The organism is Serratia sp. NGAS9 (assembly GCF_009905295.1).
In the GTDB taxonomy this organism is placed as follows: domain Bacteria; phylum Pseudomonadota; class Gammaproteobacteria; order Enterobacterales; family Enterobacteriaceae; genus Serratia; species Serratia bockelmannii.
On sequence record NZ_CP047605.1, the window covers coordinates 1,361,299 to 1,376,917 of the forward strand.

General features: G+C 59.8%; 13 protein-coding genes. 11 read left to right on the plus strand and 2 right to left on the minus strand.

The window, feature by feature from the left end:
- Nucleotides 1–153: 153 nt before the first annotated feature.
- Nucleotides 154–597 carry an acetyltransferase gene (locus GUC32_RS06540; RefSeq protein ID WP_016928596.1) on the minus strand — a complete coding sequence of 148 codons (444 nt, stop codon included), beginning with the start codon at nucleotides 595–597 and terminating at the stop codon, nucleotides 154–156.
- A 242-nt stretch (nucleotides 598–839) separates the two neighbouring features.
- Between GUC32_RS06540 and GUC32_RS06545 the strand changes: the two genes are divergently transcribed.
- The 3 genes from GUC32_RS06545 (at nucleotide 840) to GUC32_RS06555 (ending at nucleotide 3,532) form a co-directional block, all read left to right on the plus strand.
- Nucleotides 840–1,712: an oxygenase MpaB family protein gene (locus tag GUC32_RS06545; protein ID WP_033652666.1), complete on the plus strand. Its 873-nt coding sequence runs from the start codon at nucleotides 840–842 to the stop codon at nucleotides 1,710–1,712.
- A gap of 163 nt (nucleotides 1,713–1,875) precedes the next feature.
- Nucleotides 1,876–2,979, plus strand: a complete 1,104-nt coding sequence (locus GUC32_RS06550) for a suppressor of fused domain protein (RefSeq protein ID WP_025302009.1) — start codon at nucleotides 1,876–1,878, stop codon at nucleotides 2,977–2,979.
- A gap of 25 nt (nucleotides 2,980–3,004) precedes the next feature.
- A complete protein-coding gene (locus GUC32_RS06555) occupies nucleotides 3,005–3,532 on the plus strand; it encodes a cysteine hydrolase family protein (protein WP_043136914.1) in 528 nt (175 codons plus the stop codon).
- Nucleotides 3,533–3,564: 32 nt separating this feature from the next.
- On the opposite strand, the gene GUC32_RS06560 is transcribed toward GUC32_RS06555, so the two are convergent.
- A complete protein-coding gene (locus tag GUC32_RS06560) occupies nucleotides 3,565–4,440 on the minus strand; it encodes an NAD(P)-dependent oxidoreductase (RefSeq protein ID WP_369435773.1) in 876 nt (291 codons plus the stop codon).
- A gap of 290 nt (nucleotides 4,441–4,730) precedes the next feature.
- On the opposite strand from GUC32_RS06560, the gene trpS reads away from it, so the two are divergent.
- The 8 genes from trpS (at nucleotide 4,731) to atzF (ending at nucleotide 15,619) form a co-directional block, all read left to right on the plus strand.
- Nucleotides 4,731–5,738, plus strand: a complete 1,008-nt coding sequence (trpS, locus tag GUC32_RS06565) for a tryptophan--tRNA ligase (protein ID WP_369435626.1) — start codon at nucleotides 4,731–4,733, stop codon at nucleotides 5,736–5,738.
- Between the two features lie 117 nt (nucleotides 5,739–5,855).
- Nucleotides 5,856–6,689: a phosphonate ABC transporter ATP-binding protein gene (gene phnC, locus GUC32_RS06570; RefSeq protein WP_019454697.1), complete on the plus strand. Its 834-nt coding sequence runs from the start codon at nucleotides 5,856–5,858 to the stop codon at nucleotides 6,687–6,689.
- Between the two features lie 47 nt (nucleotides 6,690–6,736).
- On the plus strand, nucleotides 6,737–7,669 hold the full coding sequence (gene phnD, locus GUC32_RS06575; RefSeq protein WP_025302014.1) for a phosphonate ABC transporter substrate-binding protein: 933 nt from the start codon (nucleotides 6,737–6,739) through the stop codon (nucleotides 7,667–7,669).
- Between the two features lie 78 nt (nucleotides 7,670–7,747).
- Nucleotides 7,748–8,611 carry a phosphonate ABC transporter, permease protein PhnE gene (phnE, locus tag GUC32_RS06580; RefSeq protein ID WP_369435627.1) on the plus strand — a complete coding sequence of 288 codons (864 nt, stop codon included), beginning with the start codon at nucleotides 7,748–7,750 and terminating at the stop codon, nucleotides 8,609–8,611.
- Nucleotides 8,608–9,507: a phosphonate ABC transporter, permease protein PhnE gene (gene phnE, locus GUC32_RS06585; protein ID WP_025302015.1), complete on the plus strand. Its 900-nt coding sequence runs from the start codon at nucleotides 8,608–8,610 to the stop codon at nucleotides 9,505–9,507. Before phnE (GUC32_RS06580) ends, phnE (GUC32_RS06585) begins: the two co-directional genes overlap by 4 nt.
- A 232-nt stretch (nucleotides 9,508–9,739) precedes the next feature.
- On the plus strand, nucleotides 9,740–10,204 hold the full coding sequence (locus tag GUC32_RS06590; RefSeq protein WP_004939471.1) for a DUF1456 family protein: 465 nt from the start codon (nucleotides 9,740–9,742) through the stop codon (nucleotides 10,202–10,204).
- Nucleotides 10,205–10,392: 188 nt separating this feature from the next.
- Nucleotides 10,393–13,536, plus strand: coding sequence for a right-handed parallel beta-helix repeat-containing protein (locus GUC32_RS06595; RefSeq protein WP_261439051.1), 3,144 nt, complete (start codon nucleotides 10,393–10,395; stop codon nucleotides 13,534–13,536).
- Between the two features lie 253 nt (nucleotides 13,537–13,789).
- On the plus strand, nucleotides 13,790–15,619 hold the full coding sequence (gene atzF, locus GUC32_RS06600; RefSeq protein ID WP_261439050.1) for an allophanate hydrolase: 1,830 nt from the start codon (nucleotides 13,790–13,792) through the stop codon (nucleotides 15,617–15,619).

Sequence of the window (15,619 nt, forward strand, 5' to 3'; positions counted from 1 at the left end):
ACGGAACCTCTGTTGCGGGTGAATACCGGGCAATCCTACCGAGGGTTGATAGTGACAGGAAGAATGTAAAATCTATTACTTATTCTGATTTGATATATTAAACGGCGGGCGCCATGGGGGGAGAAAACCGGCCGCTGGGCGGCCGGTGGAGGGCTAGCGTTTTTCCAGCTTCATGTGCAGCAGCGGGAACGGGTTGCCCTGGCCGTCGAGCGGCGAGCGGCCGGTGATGACAAAACCGTAGTGGCGGTAGAAGCCGCTGGCCTGCGGATTTTGCTCGTTCACGTCCAGCTGCAGCTCATCGTGCAGCGTTTCCGCGTGGGTCAGCAGCGCTTTGCCCACCCCTTTGCCGCGCTGATCGGCGTCGATAAACAGCATCTCCACCTTGTTGCCGTTCAGACCGATAAAGCCGCAGGGATGCCCCGGCCGCTCTTCGGCCACCCAAACGTTGACCGCCGGCAGGTAGTCGTTCAGCACCAGCGGGAACAGCTGTGCGATGTTGTCTTCGGTTAAAAAGTGGTGAGTGGCGCGCACCGAACGCAGCCAGATATCTGCCAATTGCGCGTTGTCTTCCGCCGCGCGTGCTCTGATGGTAATCATCGAACTCTCTGCTATCTAAGTTGAAGGAAAAGAAACTAGATAGAGGTTTTGTGGGGTTAGTGCCGAATTAACGTGGGTTAACGCCCAGCAAAGCGCCTCTGCAGTGGATCGAATAGGCCCGCCTGGTTGCAAGCGGTATAACAACTGTAATTCAGTAAGTTAATGCTTTCAACCGCCGCAGGGCGCAATGAGGCGCTCGCCGCGTGATACACTGGCCGCTGAATGAGCAAGAGGGCGGCAGGATGGAAGCGGTACGTGCAGCGATAGAAAAACAGGTGCTCAGCCTGACCGGGTTGGCGCTCGGCGGCGTCGATTTTGAGAATCCGCCCGGCGATCCGGGGCTGTTCGGCCCGCAGTCGGTCATCTGGCAGGTACACCGTGATTTCACCCCGATGCTGTGCGGCGGCGTCAGCGCCTTGCTGTTGCAAATGCTGCACCCGTTGGCGCTGGCCGGCGTATGGGATCACTCCAACTTCCGCGACGATATGATTGGCCGCCTGCGCCGCACCAGCCAGTTCGTGTCGGTTACCACCTTCGGCCCGACCGCCGAGGCGGAGCGGCTGATCGCCAAAGTCAAAGCCATCCACCTGCGGGTGACCGGCGTCGGCAGCGACGGCACGCCCTATGCCGCCAGCGATCCGGCGCTGCTGACCTGGGTGCACGTGGCGGAGAGCAGCCGTTTTCTGGCCAGCCACCTGCGCTACCGCAACCCGCATCTTTCCCGCGATTTGCAGGATCAATACTACCGCGAAGCGGCGCGCGTGGCCGCCGCGCTGGGGGCGACAGCTATCCCTCAGTCCTGCGCGGAGGTAGACGACTATCTGCAGGCGATGCGGCCGCAGCTGGTCTGTGACGAACGCACCCAAGAGGTGGCGCGCATTCTGCTGAAGGCGCCGGCGCCGAGCGCGTTGGCGCGCCCGCTCGGCGGGGTGGTGATGCAGGCGGGCATCGATCTGTTGCCCGATTGGGCGCAGCGGCAGTTCGGCTTTCATCCGGGCGCGTTGCGGCGGCGGTTGGTGCGAACGGGGGCTGCAGGCCTCGGCAAAGTGCTGGGCGCGTCGATGCGCAACGGTTCCTATCAGCGCGCGGTGCGGCGCATCACTCAGCCGTCATGAGCCGCAGCCGCTATAATTAACCTTTGTTTATCTTCGTTTACGGCCGTTTTTGAGACTTTTACGGGTGATCCGGCCAGTAATGCGTTTTACACTTGAGGGCAAAGCCACATTCCATTTTTTGCGCGCAGCCGATTCTGCCGCGCCCTGACCCTATTGAGGTGATATGAACGAGTCATACGTACTTGCTGAAGTCAGCAATGAGAACCAGACGCTGGTCGCGGTGGTTCAGCAAGATCACCGGGCAGCCTATTTTTACATCTATCCCGCCGAAGCCTACAGCGATCGCTATCAGGTGCGCGCCTGCTGGCTGCGCAATCTGGCCGCCGCGCCGCTGCAGGAAGACCGCGCCGCGCTGGAGCAGGGGCAACCGCCGATGCTGGCGGCGGAATTTTGCCGCAACCTGGAAGGGGAAGCGCCGCTGAACCCGGAAGGGCTGATGGTGGTGTGGAGCGAAAGCGACGACGGCGCGGCCCTGTGGTATTACGGCCAGCTGCTGGCGGTGATCCCCGGTTGGAGCCTGTATATCGACCATTCGGTGTGCTATTCGGCCAGCTGCATCAAGGAGAGCCCGTTGGCCTATCCGCTCGGCTCGGCCTCGACCAACACGCAATATGCGCAGGCGGAAAGCACCCGCCAGTTTTGGCGCAGCTGGCAGCGTGAAGAGGGCAACCCGTGGCCGAAGATGCAGCGCGATTTTCAGGCGCGCTATGAGCCGCATTTCGGCCCTTCGGTAAAATACTACGCCATCGATCAGGGCAAGTGGCCGCCGATGGCCATCACCCAGCACGAGCGCGACGGCATCTATTACTTCCTCACCATGGGCGTCAGCATTCGGCCGATGCCGTGGGTGGAGATTCTGTTCAACGACGAGGCTTCGCGCTATCGCCGCATGGAGATGGCGATCGCCATCGACAGCCAATACATGACCGAAGACAACGCGGTGCAGATGGCCAGCGCGCTGGCCGGTTTCGCGCACGCGCCTTGGGCGCGGCTGACCTGGATCGGCGAAGGGCATACGCTGGAGTCGGACGTGGCGCCGCTGGGCTACGAGGGCTATATTTTATCGTCGTCCTTCTACCCGCATCACGCGCACCTGACTCTACCGCAGCAGTACGGCGACCCGGTGAACCTGTTTTGGGCCAGCCCGGTGTTTACCGCCGAGCGCCAGCTGGCGCACGCCACGCCGAACGGCGGGCACGATCTGGTGAACCGGTTGCGTGAGCAGGGCGTCGATCATATTTTCCGCCCGCGCCAGCCGGTGTGCTGACGCGGCTTAATCTTCGGGAGCCGCCATGACCACCGCGCTGTTGATTATCGATGTGCAGGAAGGATTGTTTACGCCGCCGCCGGCGGATGCCACGGGCACCGTTACGCGCATTAATCAGCTGAGCGAGCGCGCCCGCCGGGCGGGCGTGCCGGTTGTCGTCATTCAGCACCATACGCCGGACGACGAGCTGCCGCACGGCAGCGCCGCCTGGCAAGTGCTCGCGGCGCTGAAGGTGGCGCCAAGCGACCATCGGGTGGATAAAACCACGCCGGACTCGTTCCTGCGCACTTCGCTTGGCGCGTTGCTGATCGCCAACGGCGTATCGCAGTTGGTGGTTTGCGGTTACTCCACGCCGTTTTGCATAGATTCCACGGTGCGCAGCGCCGCGGCGCACGGCTATCCGGTGACGCTGGCGGCGGATGCCCACACCTGCCACGACAAATCCTATGCCGACGGCCTGCTGATCCGTACCCACCATAACGAGACGCTGTCGAATATCGACAGCTTCGGCGTGCCGATCCGCGCAGTGCCCGCAGCGGACATCGTGTTCTGAGAACGGAAAACGGGGGCCAGCGCCCCCGTTCGTTATTTCAGGCCCGCCCGCCGCGCCGCCACCTTGGCCAGCGCGGCCCAGTCCAGATCCGCATCCCCTTGCGCCATCGCGTCGAGGAAGTTGTCCTTCAGCACTCCGGCGAACGGCATCGGCGTATGGCTGTCGGCGCCGGCGGCCAGCGCCAGCCCGACGTCCTTCAGCCCCAGCGCCAGCCGGAATCCGGCGGGTGAATACTTCTCGGCGGCGATCAGCGCACCATAGCCCTGGTAAGCCGGGGCGGCGAAGACGGTGCTGCTCAGCATCTGCAGGTAGTCGGCGCCGGAAACGCCGTAGTTGCGCACCAGCGCGCTGCCTTCCGCCATCGCTTCAATGGCGCTGGCCAGCGTAAAGTTGGTGGCGATTTTGACCACGTTGGCCTGCGCCGGGTCGGCGCCGAAGTGCCAGGTTTTCTGGCCGAGGGCATCGAACAGCGGTTGCGCTTGCTTCAGCCGTTCGCTATCGCCGGCCGCCAGAATATTCAGCTTGCCGGCGGCGGCCACGTCGACCCGCCCCAGCACCGGTGCGGCGAGATAGCCGATGCCGTGTTCCGCATGCAGCGTCGTCAGGCGTTTGGCGAGCTCGACCGAGATGGTCGCCATATTGATATGCAGCGCGCCCGGTTTCATCCGCTGCAGCAATCCGCTGTCCACCACCACCTGTTGCGTGGCGGCATCGTCGGCCAGCATGGTGATCAGCACGTCGGCATCGGCCAACTGCTCCGGCCGTTCGGCCTGCCGCGCGCCGGCGTTTACCAGCGGCTGCGCCGCCTGCGGCGAGCGGTTCCATACCGTCAACGCGAAGCCCGCCTGCACCAGGTTAGTTGCCATGGCGCTGCCCATCCCACCCAGTCCGGCAAATCCGATCTTCATCATGCGCTCCTTTTTCAGGTTGAAGGTTTTACCCTAGCGCGCCGGGCCAGGAACGCAAATGCTGGAGTGTAACGCCGTCTTACGCGCCGGCGGCGGGCTATTGACGCATTGCCGCTGCGGGTATACCTTGATGGCATGAATATATCGATGCACTCCACCCACAATCAGTCATGGTGGCGCCTCTTCTGAGGCGGCACGAGTATTCACATCTCTTTTTAATGCCGCCGGTTTGGCGGCATTATCTTTTGTGGCGTTGATCCGGCGGTCTACAGACCTTCAGGAGCACTGTCATGAGCTACACCATTCTTACCGGCGATCGCGCTACCGGCCCACTGCATTTAGGTCACTTTGTCGGCTCGCTGCGCCAACGCGTCGAACTGCAGCACCAGCATAACCAAACGGTGATGGTGGCGGATCTGCAGGGCCTGACCGACAACGGCAACAACCCGCAAAAAATCAGCGCCAACGTGCTCAACGTCGTGGCCGACTATCTGTCGGTCGGCATCGATCCGCACAAGACCACGATCTGCCTGCAGTCGGCGTTGCCGGCGTTGGCCGAGCTGACGATGTACTACCTCAATCTGGTCAGCGTGGCGCGGCTGGAACGCAACCCGACGGTGAAAAACGAAATCGCCGAGAAGGATTTCGCCCGCAGCCTGCCGGCCGGTTTTCTGATCTATCCGGTCAGCCAGGCGGCGGACATCACCGCCTTCGGCGCCACCCACGTGCCGGTCGGCGAGGATCAGCTGCCGATGCTGGAGCAAACCAACGAGATCGTGCGGCGCTTCAACCACATCGTTGGCCAACCGATATTAACGGAGTGTCAGCCGCTGTTGAGCAACGTCGGGCGTCTGCCGGGGCTGGACGGGCAGGGCAAGATGTCGAAATCGCGCGGCAACGCCATCCCGCTTGGCGCCGGCGCCGACGAGGTTCACAAGGCGGTGATGAGCATGTTCACCGATCCTGGCCATCTCAACGTCAGCGATCCCGGCCGGGTGGAGGGCAACATGGTGTTCACCTATCTGGACGCCTTCTGCGAAGACGCCGCACTGGTGGCGGAGCTGAAGGCGCACTATCGGCGCGGCGGGTTGGGGGACGTGAAAATCAAACGGCTGCTGGAGGATTGCCTGCAGAGCCTGCTCGAGCCGATCCGCACCCGCCGCGCCGAATTCATTGCCGATAAAGGCGAGCTAACGCGTATCCTGCAGCACGGCAGCCGCCGCGCGCATCAGGTCAGCCAGCAGACGCTGCAGCAGGTCAAGATGGCGCTGGGGCTGGACTTCTTTAGCCTGGAATGATGCGCACGCCGGGGCGGCACGCGTCACGCCCCGGCCATAAAACGATCATCCCACTGTCATAAACTTATCCGTTAATAGGTGCCCATAATGATTAGCCACTGAAACCAGAGAAATCATATGGCTCAGGCACTGTTAAAATTGGCACAGCACGACTTTCCAGGGCAGCACGCCGCCGCATCCCGCAAAGTATTATCGGTAAAGGGACTCGGCAAGGCCTATAAAGCGCAGCAGCGCGTGCTGGATGACATCAATTTCGATCTGCACGCCGGCGAGTTCGTGGCGGTGATCGGCCGCTCCGGCGCAGGCAAGTCCACGCTGCTGCATACCCTCAACGGCACCATTCCTTCCAGCTGCGGCGAGATGCTGCACTTCGAAGACGATGGCGTGGCGCAGGATATCGCCCAGCTTGCCGGCCGCCAGATGCGCCAATGGCGCGCGCGCTGCGGCATGATCTTCCAGGACTTCTGCCTGGTGCCGCGGCTGGACGTGATGACCAACGTGCTGCTGGGGCGCCTGAGCCACACCTCCACCCTGAAATCCTTCTTCAAACTGTTCGATGACGCCGACCGCGCTCGCGCCATCGAGCTGTTGCAGTGGCTCAACATGCTGCCGCACGCGCTGCAGCGCGCCGAGCACCTCTCCGGCGGCCAGATGCAGCGCGTCGCCATCTGCCGCGCGCTGATGCAAAACCCGCAAATCCTGCTGGCCGATGAGCCGGTCGCGTCGCTCGATCCGAAAAACACCCGCCGCATCATGGACGCGCTGCAGAAAATCAGCGAAGACGGCATCGCGGTGATGGTGAACCTGCACTCGGTCGAACTGGTGAAAGAGTATTGCTCGCGGGTGATCGGCATCGCCCACGGGAAGATCGTGTTTGACGGGCATCCTTCGCAACTGAACGAACGGATCCTGCACCAGCTGTATGGCGAAGAAGCCAATCAGATCCATTGAAGCACTTTTGACCTTTACCCTTTACCTTTACACACAAGGCACACCTAATGAAAAAAGTATTGAGTCTGACCACCCTGATGGCCGGCGCGATGATGGTATTTAATGCTGCCGCAGCGGATGCGCCGAAAGAGCTGAACCTGGGCATTCTCGGCGGCCAGAACGCCACCCAGCAGATCGGCGATAACCAGTGCGTGAAGCAGTTCCTGGACAAGGAACTGAATGTCGATACCAAGCTGCGCAACTCGTCCGACTATTCCGGTGTGATCCAGGGCCTGCTGGGCGGCAAGATTGACCTGGTGCTGAGCATGTCGCCGTCGTCATTCGCTTCGGTCTACATCAAGGATCCGAAAGCGGTGGACATCGTTGGCATCGCGGTCGACGACGTCGACCAGTCGCGCGGCTACCACTCGGTGGTGGTGGTGAAGGCCGGCAGCCCGTACCAGAAACTGGAAGATCTGAAGGGCAAGGCCATCGGCTTCGCCGATCCGGATTCCACCTCCGGCTTCCTGATCCCGAATCAGGCGTTTAAAAAGCTGTTCGGCGGCACGGTCGACAACAAATACAACAACACCTTCTCCAGCGTCACCTTCTCCGGCGGCCACGAGCAGGATATCCTTGGCGTGCTGAACGGCCAGTTCGAAGGCGCGGTGACCTGGGCGTCGATGATCGGCGACTACAACACCGGCTACACCAGCGGCGCGTTCACCCGCATGATCCGCATGGATCACCCGGACCTGATGAAACAGATCCGCATCATCTGGCAGTCGCCGCTGATCCCGAACGGCCCGATCCTGGTGAGCAACTCGCTGCCGGCCGACTTCAAAGCCAAAGTGGTCACCGCCATCAAGAAGCTGGATAAAGACGATCACCAGTGCTTTATCAAAGCGATGGGCGGCAAACAGCACATCGGCGACACCACCCTGGCGGAATACCAGACCATCATCGATATGAAGCGCGAGCTGACCAAAGGCGACCGTTAATTCCCGGCTGCCTCGGCCGTCCGAATGAAGGGGTTCAGCGTGCTGAACCCCTTGTTCCATCAAGATGGAAGACCTGCTTTGAATACCGATTTCGCACACTATTACCAACGGATCCGCAGCAAGCAAAAACGCGAAGCGCTGCTGTGGTCGCTCGGGCTGGTGGTGCTGTACCTGGGCGCCGGCAACCTCGCCGAGTTCAACCTGCACACCGTCTGGGTGTCTATTCCGCACTTCTTCGACTACTTGGCCGAAACCATTCCGACGCTGCACTGGCACCTGCTGTTCGCCGATGGGCGCACCGAAGGTTCGCTGGCCTACTGGGGTTACCGCCTGAATATCCAGCTGCCGCTGATCTGGGAGACCCTGCAGCTAGCGCTGGCGGCGACCATTTTTTCGGTGCTGGTGGCGACCGTGCTGGCGTTTCTGGCGGCCGGCAATACCTATACCCCGGGCTCGGTGCGGCTGGCAATCCGCACGCTGGTGGCGTTCTTGCGCACCATGCCGGAGCTGGCGTGGGCGGTGATGTTCGTGATGGCGTTCGGCATCGGCGCCATTCCCGGCTTCCTGGCGCTGGCGCTGCACACCATCGGCAGCCTGACCAAGCTGTTCTACGAATCGATCGAAACCGCCTCCAACAAGCCGGTGCGCGGGCTGGCGGCCTGCGGCGCCACGCCGCTGCAGCGCATGCGCTTTGGCCTGTGGCCGCAGGTGAAGCCGGTGTTTCTCTCCTACAGCTTCATGCGGCTGGAGATCAACTTTCGTCAGTCGACCATTTTGGGGCTGGTGGGCGCGGGCGGCATCGGCCAGGAGCTGATGACCAACATTAAACTCGACCGCTACGATCAGGTCAGCATGACGCTGCTGCTGATCATCGTGGTGGTTTCCGTGCTCGACTACGTGTCGGGCGAGCTGCGCAAGCGTGTGGTGGAGGGGGCAAAATGATAGCGGGCACTCCGGCATCGGCGGAAACGCTGCGCCAGTTGAAACAGCAGCATCCGGCGATCTTCGCGCAGCAGGGGCGCTACCTGCGCACCGTCGGCCTGATCGCGCTGGCGATCGTGCTGTACTACGTGTTCTTCTTCCTGGTCTTCGGCATTAGCTGGCCGCAGTTTATCAACGGCTGCCAGCAGCTGGGGCGTTATTTCCTGCGCATGTTCGTCTGGCACGACTTCGCCAATTGGCCGTTCATGTACTACTTCCAGCAGATCGGCATCACCATCGCCATCGTGTTCGCCGGCACCATTACCGCGTCGCTGATCGCGCTGCCGCTGTCGTTCTTCGCCGCGCGCAACGTGATGTCGACGCCGCTGCTGCGGCCGATTTCGGTGCTGGTGCGCCGCTTGCTGGACGTGCTGCGCGGCATCGACATGGCGATCTGGGGGCTGATCTTCGTGCGCGCCGTCGGCATGGGGCCGCTGGCCGGGGTGTTGGCTATCGTGATGCAGGACGTCGGGCTGCTGGGCAAACTGTACGCCGAAGGCCATGAGGCGGTGGACAAGTCCCCCAGCCGCGGCCTGACGGCGGTGGGCGCCAACGGGTTGCAGAAGCACCGCTACGGCATCTTCACCCAGTCGTTCCCCACCTTCCTGGCGCTCAGCCTGTACCAGATCGAGTCCAACACCCGCTCAGCGGCGGTGCTGGGCTTCGTCGGCGCCGGCGGCATCGGCCTGGTGTATGCGGAGAATATGCGGCTGTGGAACTGGGACGTGGTGATGTTCATCACCCTGATCCTGGTGGTGGTGGTGATGATCATGGACAAGGTCTCGTCGATGCTGCGCAACAAGTACATCATCGGTGAAGACATCCCGCTGTATCAGCAAAAAAGCCAAATCGATTGAGAAACCCCTTGCCGATCCCTATACTGCCGCACATTCAAGGTGTGCGGCCATACCCGTCATACTTGGAGCTGCCTCTTTGTTGGCTGCATTTGCGCGCCCCGGTCACATAGTTAACTATGCTCCGGGGGGCTTACAAATTTGCCGCCGCGATGCAACTCCAATTATTTTGGGTATGGGGCATTTTTTTACAATGCGCACGTCCCCGTTAGACAAGTAAAGGCAATGCAATCCCATGATGAACAACGACGTGCTGCGCAGCGTGCGCTATATGCTGAGCATTAACAACGCCAAAATGGTCGAGATTATCAAACTGGACGATTTCGAGGTGGCGGTGTCGGCGATGGACGCTTACGTGATCAAAGAAGGCGAGCCGGGCTACGAGAAGTGCCCTGACGAAGTGATGGCGCACTTCCTCAACGGCCTGGTGTTCTTCAAGCGCGGCAAGGACGACAAGTTCCCGGCGCCGGCGGTTGAACTGCCGATCACCAATAACCTGGTGCTGAAAAAGCTGCGCGTGGCGTTCGAGCTGAAAGACACCGACATGCACCAGATCTTCACAGCGGTGGACTTCCGCATCTCCAAGCCGGAGCTGAGTGCGCTGTTCCGCAAAGAGGGCACCAAGAACTACCGCCCGTGCGGCGATCAGATGCTGCGCTACTTCCTCAAAGGGCTGGCGCAGCGCGTTCGCGGCGAGTAACGCGCAGCGTTCACCGAACATCAGGCGCAATCGCAAGGTTGCGCCTTTTTTATTGCCGCTCTCCCGCTCGCCGTTGTTGTACTGGCCCTCAGCCACCCGTCATCGATGGAGGGCGTGCCGCCCGTCCGGTTACTTTTCTAGGGTTCGTTCAATGTCGATTGAAACGTAAAATCCAGAGGAGTAATTCAATGGCTCAAATGTCAAAAGAAGATCCACAGTTCAACACAAAAAATGCCGCCGCTCAGGTCAATGATGGCGGCGAATTCGCTGAATATACCCCTGAACAGTTCGGCGCCGTAGGCGATGGCCTGGCTGACGATAGAGATGCCGTCAGCGCCATGTTCGCTAAAGTGGCGATTGACGCCGCTAGCTCGATGAAAAAACGCCAGGTCAGAATGGCGAATGTCTATCGGTTGACGTTGGGTTCGGCTTGGCAGCCTCTGCAGATCCCTAGCAACTGCCATATTTATGGCGGTGGTGAAATTCACCTGGATGACGATACGCCTCAAATCAATATTTTTAATACCGTGGAACAGTCGAATTTCATCGTGGAAGATCTGAGGATCACGAGAAAGGTGACTCAGAAAGATGCAGATCCTATTTGGTGGTATGCCACTCGCGCGTGTACCGGCATGGCTTTCACCCGTTGTGAACACTTCACCGTGAGAAATTGCGCCATCAGCATGCATACCGATGCTTTGGGCCTTTCTGACTGTACGTCAGTTACCCTTGAGAACAATTTACTTAAAGATCTGGGTGAAGAACCTATCGCCGTTCGTGGCGGACGCCATATTACAATCCAGAATAACGAACTGACGAATCACCAGGGTGACGGGATCTTGCTGAAAACGGGCGTGAACCGAGATGCTTATGACATCTTGATTGTGAACAATCATATTCATGATGGACATAAACCCGCTAAACCCGCTGGGGCCGGGCATACGCAAAGAGGGGGCGGGGTGACATTGAATAATGAAGTGACCGGCACGCCTCATTCATTCACTAACCTGACCGTTGCCAATAACCATATTGTTAATACCAGCTATGGCATCTCGCTGGGTGGAATCAGTGACATTAATATCTCTAATAACTACATCAAAACGATCGAAAGGTTCGGCATTCAGATCGACTATTCCTTAGTGAATAACCCCACCAAAATCCCTACGAATAATTCACGAATTATCGGGAATCACGTTGAAGATACCGTTGAGAATGGCATCGACTATCACGGCAATAACGATATTTCTGTCGCTGAGTCCGTTATCGCAGATAATTTTTTAAATTTCTGCGGCACCTCCAATTCCTCGGCCTTCAATGGCATTGCCGCAACGGAGGCGACCCTCTCAGGCAATATTATCAATAATTGCAAGGTTGCCCTGTTCACCAATAGCTGCGTGATGACCGGCAACAAGATAACCAACTCCGGATGGACCAGCAGCCAGGTATGGATCAAGCTGTACGGCGACCGTACGGTGTTTTCCGGCAATCGGGTCACGGACTCTGGGTTTGGTTATATCCGTTTCTTGAATGGGAAAAACGCCATTATTGAAGGAAATGTGATTAAACTTGCTTCTCCCGCTCGGGCGCTGGAGTTAGGCGGGGCATTTGACGAAACGACTCTCATTGGCAAGAACGTCTGGGATTGCGCTTTTAAACCGATTATCTCTACGCTTGTAGGGGTAACGGGCAATCAACTCATTCAGTATTCCTTCCCGAATGAAGGCGTGCCCCACATTACCCCTCAGATGTTCGGCGCGAAGGGCGATTGGAATGATACAGCTGGCGTTGGTACGGATGATACGCAGGCGTTTAAACAGGCTATCGCTTATGCGATTAGCCAAGGCTGCAAGAAGCTCTATGTTCCTGCCGGCAACTATTACATTACAGATACCTTAAATTTAGGGGGAGAAAACTACACCGGAGATAAAGGCATTGCGATAGAGGGTGAAAATTGGATTAGTACGAAATTCTTCTTTAAGCCGACGTCTAATGATCATGCGTGTTTTGAGTCGAAAGGCGGTTCCGGGATCCATACCAACAGATATATCAGCGATGTGACGATTACGCCGGCCAAGGGCGCGTTATATACGGGCACCGGCTATCGGATCAATGGTTCCTGTTTCATGCGGCATGAAAGATTGCTGATTATGAAGTTTTTTGTGAACTTACATCTGTTGAACGGCTATGCCGGTGCGTTTACCGAGTTCGTCAGTTTTCACTCTTGCCGGTTCCACCGTGGCTTGTCGAACATCTTGATGGAAAGCAATGGCGGGGATAGCTCCTTCCACGGCGTGGGGTTCCATGAAATTCAATGTCAGATCAAGGTCTCCGGCAATCCGGGCGATGGTGGCACAAATACGGATGCCGGCGTGGGGCTGGAGTTGAGAGGAAACGCCAACAGCGTAACGTGGTACAACGGTTTCTGCTATATCCACCTGTTCGGCGGCGTCGGCGCTACGGCGATCAAACTCACCCGAACCAACACCGATAACATCCTGGGGCAGTTTACTTGCGAAGGTGAAACCATTCTTCAGAGTGATGGAAGCACCTTTGAATGTCGGGGCGGTTTCTATAACGTAGGTAATACCACTTACAATGTGGCTGCAGAACCGGTAAACGGCATCGCGGCGGCATTTGTGTTTGATAACATGCTGAGCAATACGACAAGATTCGCCAACGCGGCAATCGCCGATATGGCTCCTAGGCAACTTCCGTGGTCCTTGGCGGACAGGGCCAGCCATGGCGCTTATCCGGCCATTTTCCATGGTATCAAGGACGGCTCCGATAACCTGTTCTATGCCGCCAAAGGAGGGAGTACCAGCTACCATTACTTTGGCGGCATTTCTCCAGGCAATAACCTTCAGGGGTTTGAACCGGGCGTCAGGTTGGCTCAGGACGGGGCTTCTTTAATTAGTTTTTCACCTAAGTTTACGCTTGGCGCTAATAACAATACGACCAGCAGCGGCGTATCCATCTCCCCGGCGGATTTTTCGCCGCAGAAGGATATCGCGACCGCCTTAGGACAACCCTCATTTAAATGGAGCGGGTTGTACACCAAGCAGTTAACGGTTGCGGATAATGGCATCTATCCGGCCGGTAACGGCGCTTATCCTATTGGTGGGCCGAATAACCAATTCTCCTCCGGCCACATAAAAGTGTTGAATATTTATGATTCAGCGAACGTGAACGGAGATCCTGTAGGTGTCAGAGTTGCTGTCCCCGCTTCGGCCGTTGCGCCCGGTAAAATAGGCCAATGGTCGGCAGACTCCACGTTCTTTTATATTTGCACGGCGGCCAATACCTGGAGAAGGGTAGCGCTCACCACATGGTAGGTACTGAGCTTGCGGCTGGCGGTTGACCTATCCCCATCGGCCTGCGGGGCGGCGAGTGTCGTCGCCCCGGTTTTTCCTCTGCGTCATCCCGCCATTGCACTCTTTTTGTTCTCCCGCTGCGCGCCGCTGGTGCAGCCCGTTTGCCGCCGCCGTCATAAGTTTTAATTATAATTCATTGAAATCATGAGATTAAAAATTGGCACGCCGGTTGCTCTGTTGAATCCCATCTTGTGTACCAGATGGAATTCAGCCGATGAGCGAATCTGTTGTAGCGTGCGGTTTTACCCTCAGTGAATGGCAACACCATTACCAAACCCGCCCGGCGGGCGAGCGCCTTGCCTGCGTCAGTGCGACGATCGAAACGTTGGTCGCCGGGCTGAGCCCAGACGATAACGCCTGGCTGTATCTCGCCACGCCGGCGCAGCGCGAGCAGCAGTATCAACAGCTGGCGCAAAGGCTGGAAGCAGTCGCCGGCGATCTCACCCGCCTGCCGCTGTTCGGCGTGCCCTTCGCCATCAAAGACAATATCGACGTCGGCGGCTGGCCGACCAGCGCCGCCTGCCCGGCGTTCACCTATCAGGCCGCGGCGGACGCCACCGTGGTCGCCCGCCTGCGCGCCGCCGGGGCGATCGCCCTCGGTAAAACCAACCTCGACCAGTTCGCTACCGGGTTGGTAGGCACTCGCTCACCGTATGGCGCGGTGGTCAACAGCTTCGACAGCCGCTACGTCAGCGGCGGTTCCAGCTCCGGCTCCGCCTCGGTGGTGGCACGCGGCCTGGTGCCGTTCGCGCTCGGCACCGACACCGCCGGTTCGGGGCGCGTGCCCGCCGGGTTCAACAACATCGTCGGGCTGAAGCCGACCAAGGGGCGGTTGTCCAACCGCGGCGTGGTGCCGGCCTGTCGGTTGAACGATACGGTGTCGGTCTTCGCGCTGACCGTGGCCGACGCCGCGCAGGTGACGGAGTTGGCGAGCGGCTTTGACGCGGCAGACCCGTATTCCCGTGCCGATCCGCATACCGCGCCGGCGGATATCCCCGCCGCACCGCGTTTCGCCGTTCCCGCCCAGCTGGAGTTTTTCGGCGACGTTCAGGCCGAGCGGGCGTTTCACCGTGCGCTGGCGCAGCTGCAGGCGGGCGGCGCGACGCTGGAACCCCTCGATTTCGCGCCGTTTCGCACTCTGGCGGAACAGCTGTATTACGGCCCCTGGGTGGCGGAGCGCACGGTAGCCATTGAGCAGGTGCTGGAAGCGAGCCCGCAGGCCATCGATCCGGTGGTGCGCGGCATCGTCGGCAACGGCCTCGGCTACAGCGCCTGCGACGCCTACAAGGCGGAATACCTGCGCGCCGAGCTGGCGCGGCAAATCGCCCAGCGGCTGGCGCCGTTCGACGCGCTGGTGGTGCCGACCGCGCCCACTATTCGCACCCTGGCGGAGATGGCGCAGGAGCCGGTGCTGTTCAATTCGCAATTCGGCACTTACACCAATTTCACCAACCTGGCCGATCTGAGCGCGCTGGCGCTGCCGGGGCCGCAGCGCGAAGACGGTCTACCGGCGGGCATCACCCTGATTGCGCCCGCCTGGCATGACCGGGCGTTGGCGGCGTTTGGCCTGCGCTGGCAACGGCAAAGCGCCTTGCCGCTCGGCGCTATCGGCCGGGCATTGCCGCCGCAGCCTGTGCCTGCGCCGTCCACAGGGCACGTGCGTCTGGCGGTAGTGGGCGCTCACCTTAGCGGCATGCCGCTCAACGTCCAGCTGACACAGCGCGACGCGGTGCAGGTGGAGCAAACCGCTACCGCCCCCTGCTATCGCCTGTATGCGCTGGCCGATACCGAGCCGCCGAAGCCGGGGCTGGCGCGCGCGGCGCAGGGGGCGGCGATCCGCGTTGAGCTGTGGGACATCCCGCTGGCCCGTTTCGGCGAGTTTGTGGCGGAAATTCCGGCGCCATTGGGCATCGGCACGCTGCTGCTGGCGGACGGCCGGCGGGTGAAGGGGTTTATCTGCGAAGCCTGGGCGCTGGAAGACGCGACGGATATCACTGAGTTTGGCGGCTGGCGCGACTATCTCGCCAGCGTTAAGGGGGCATGA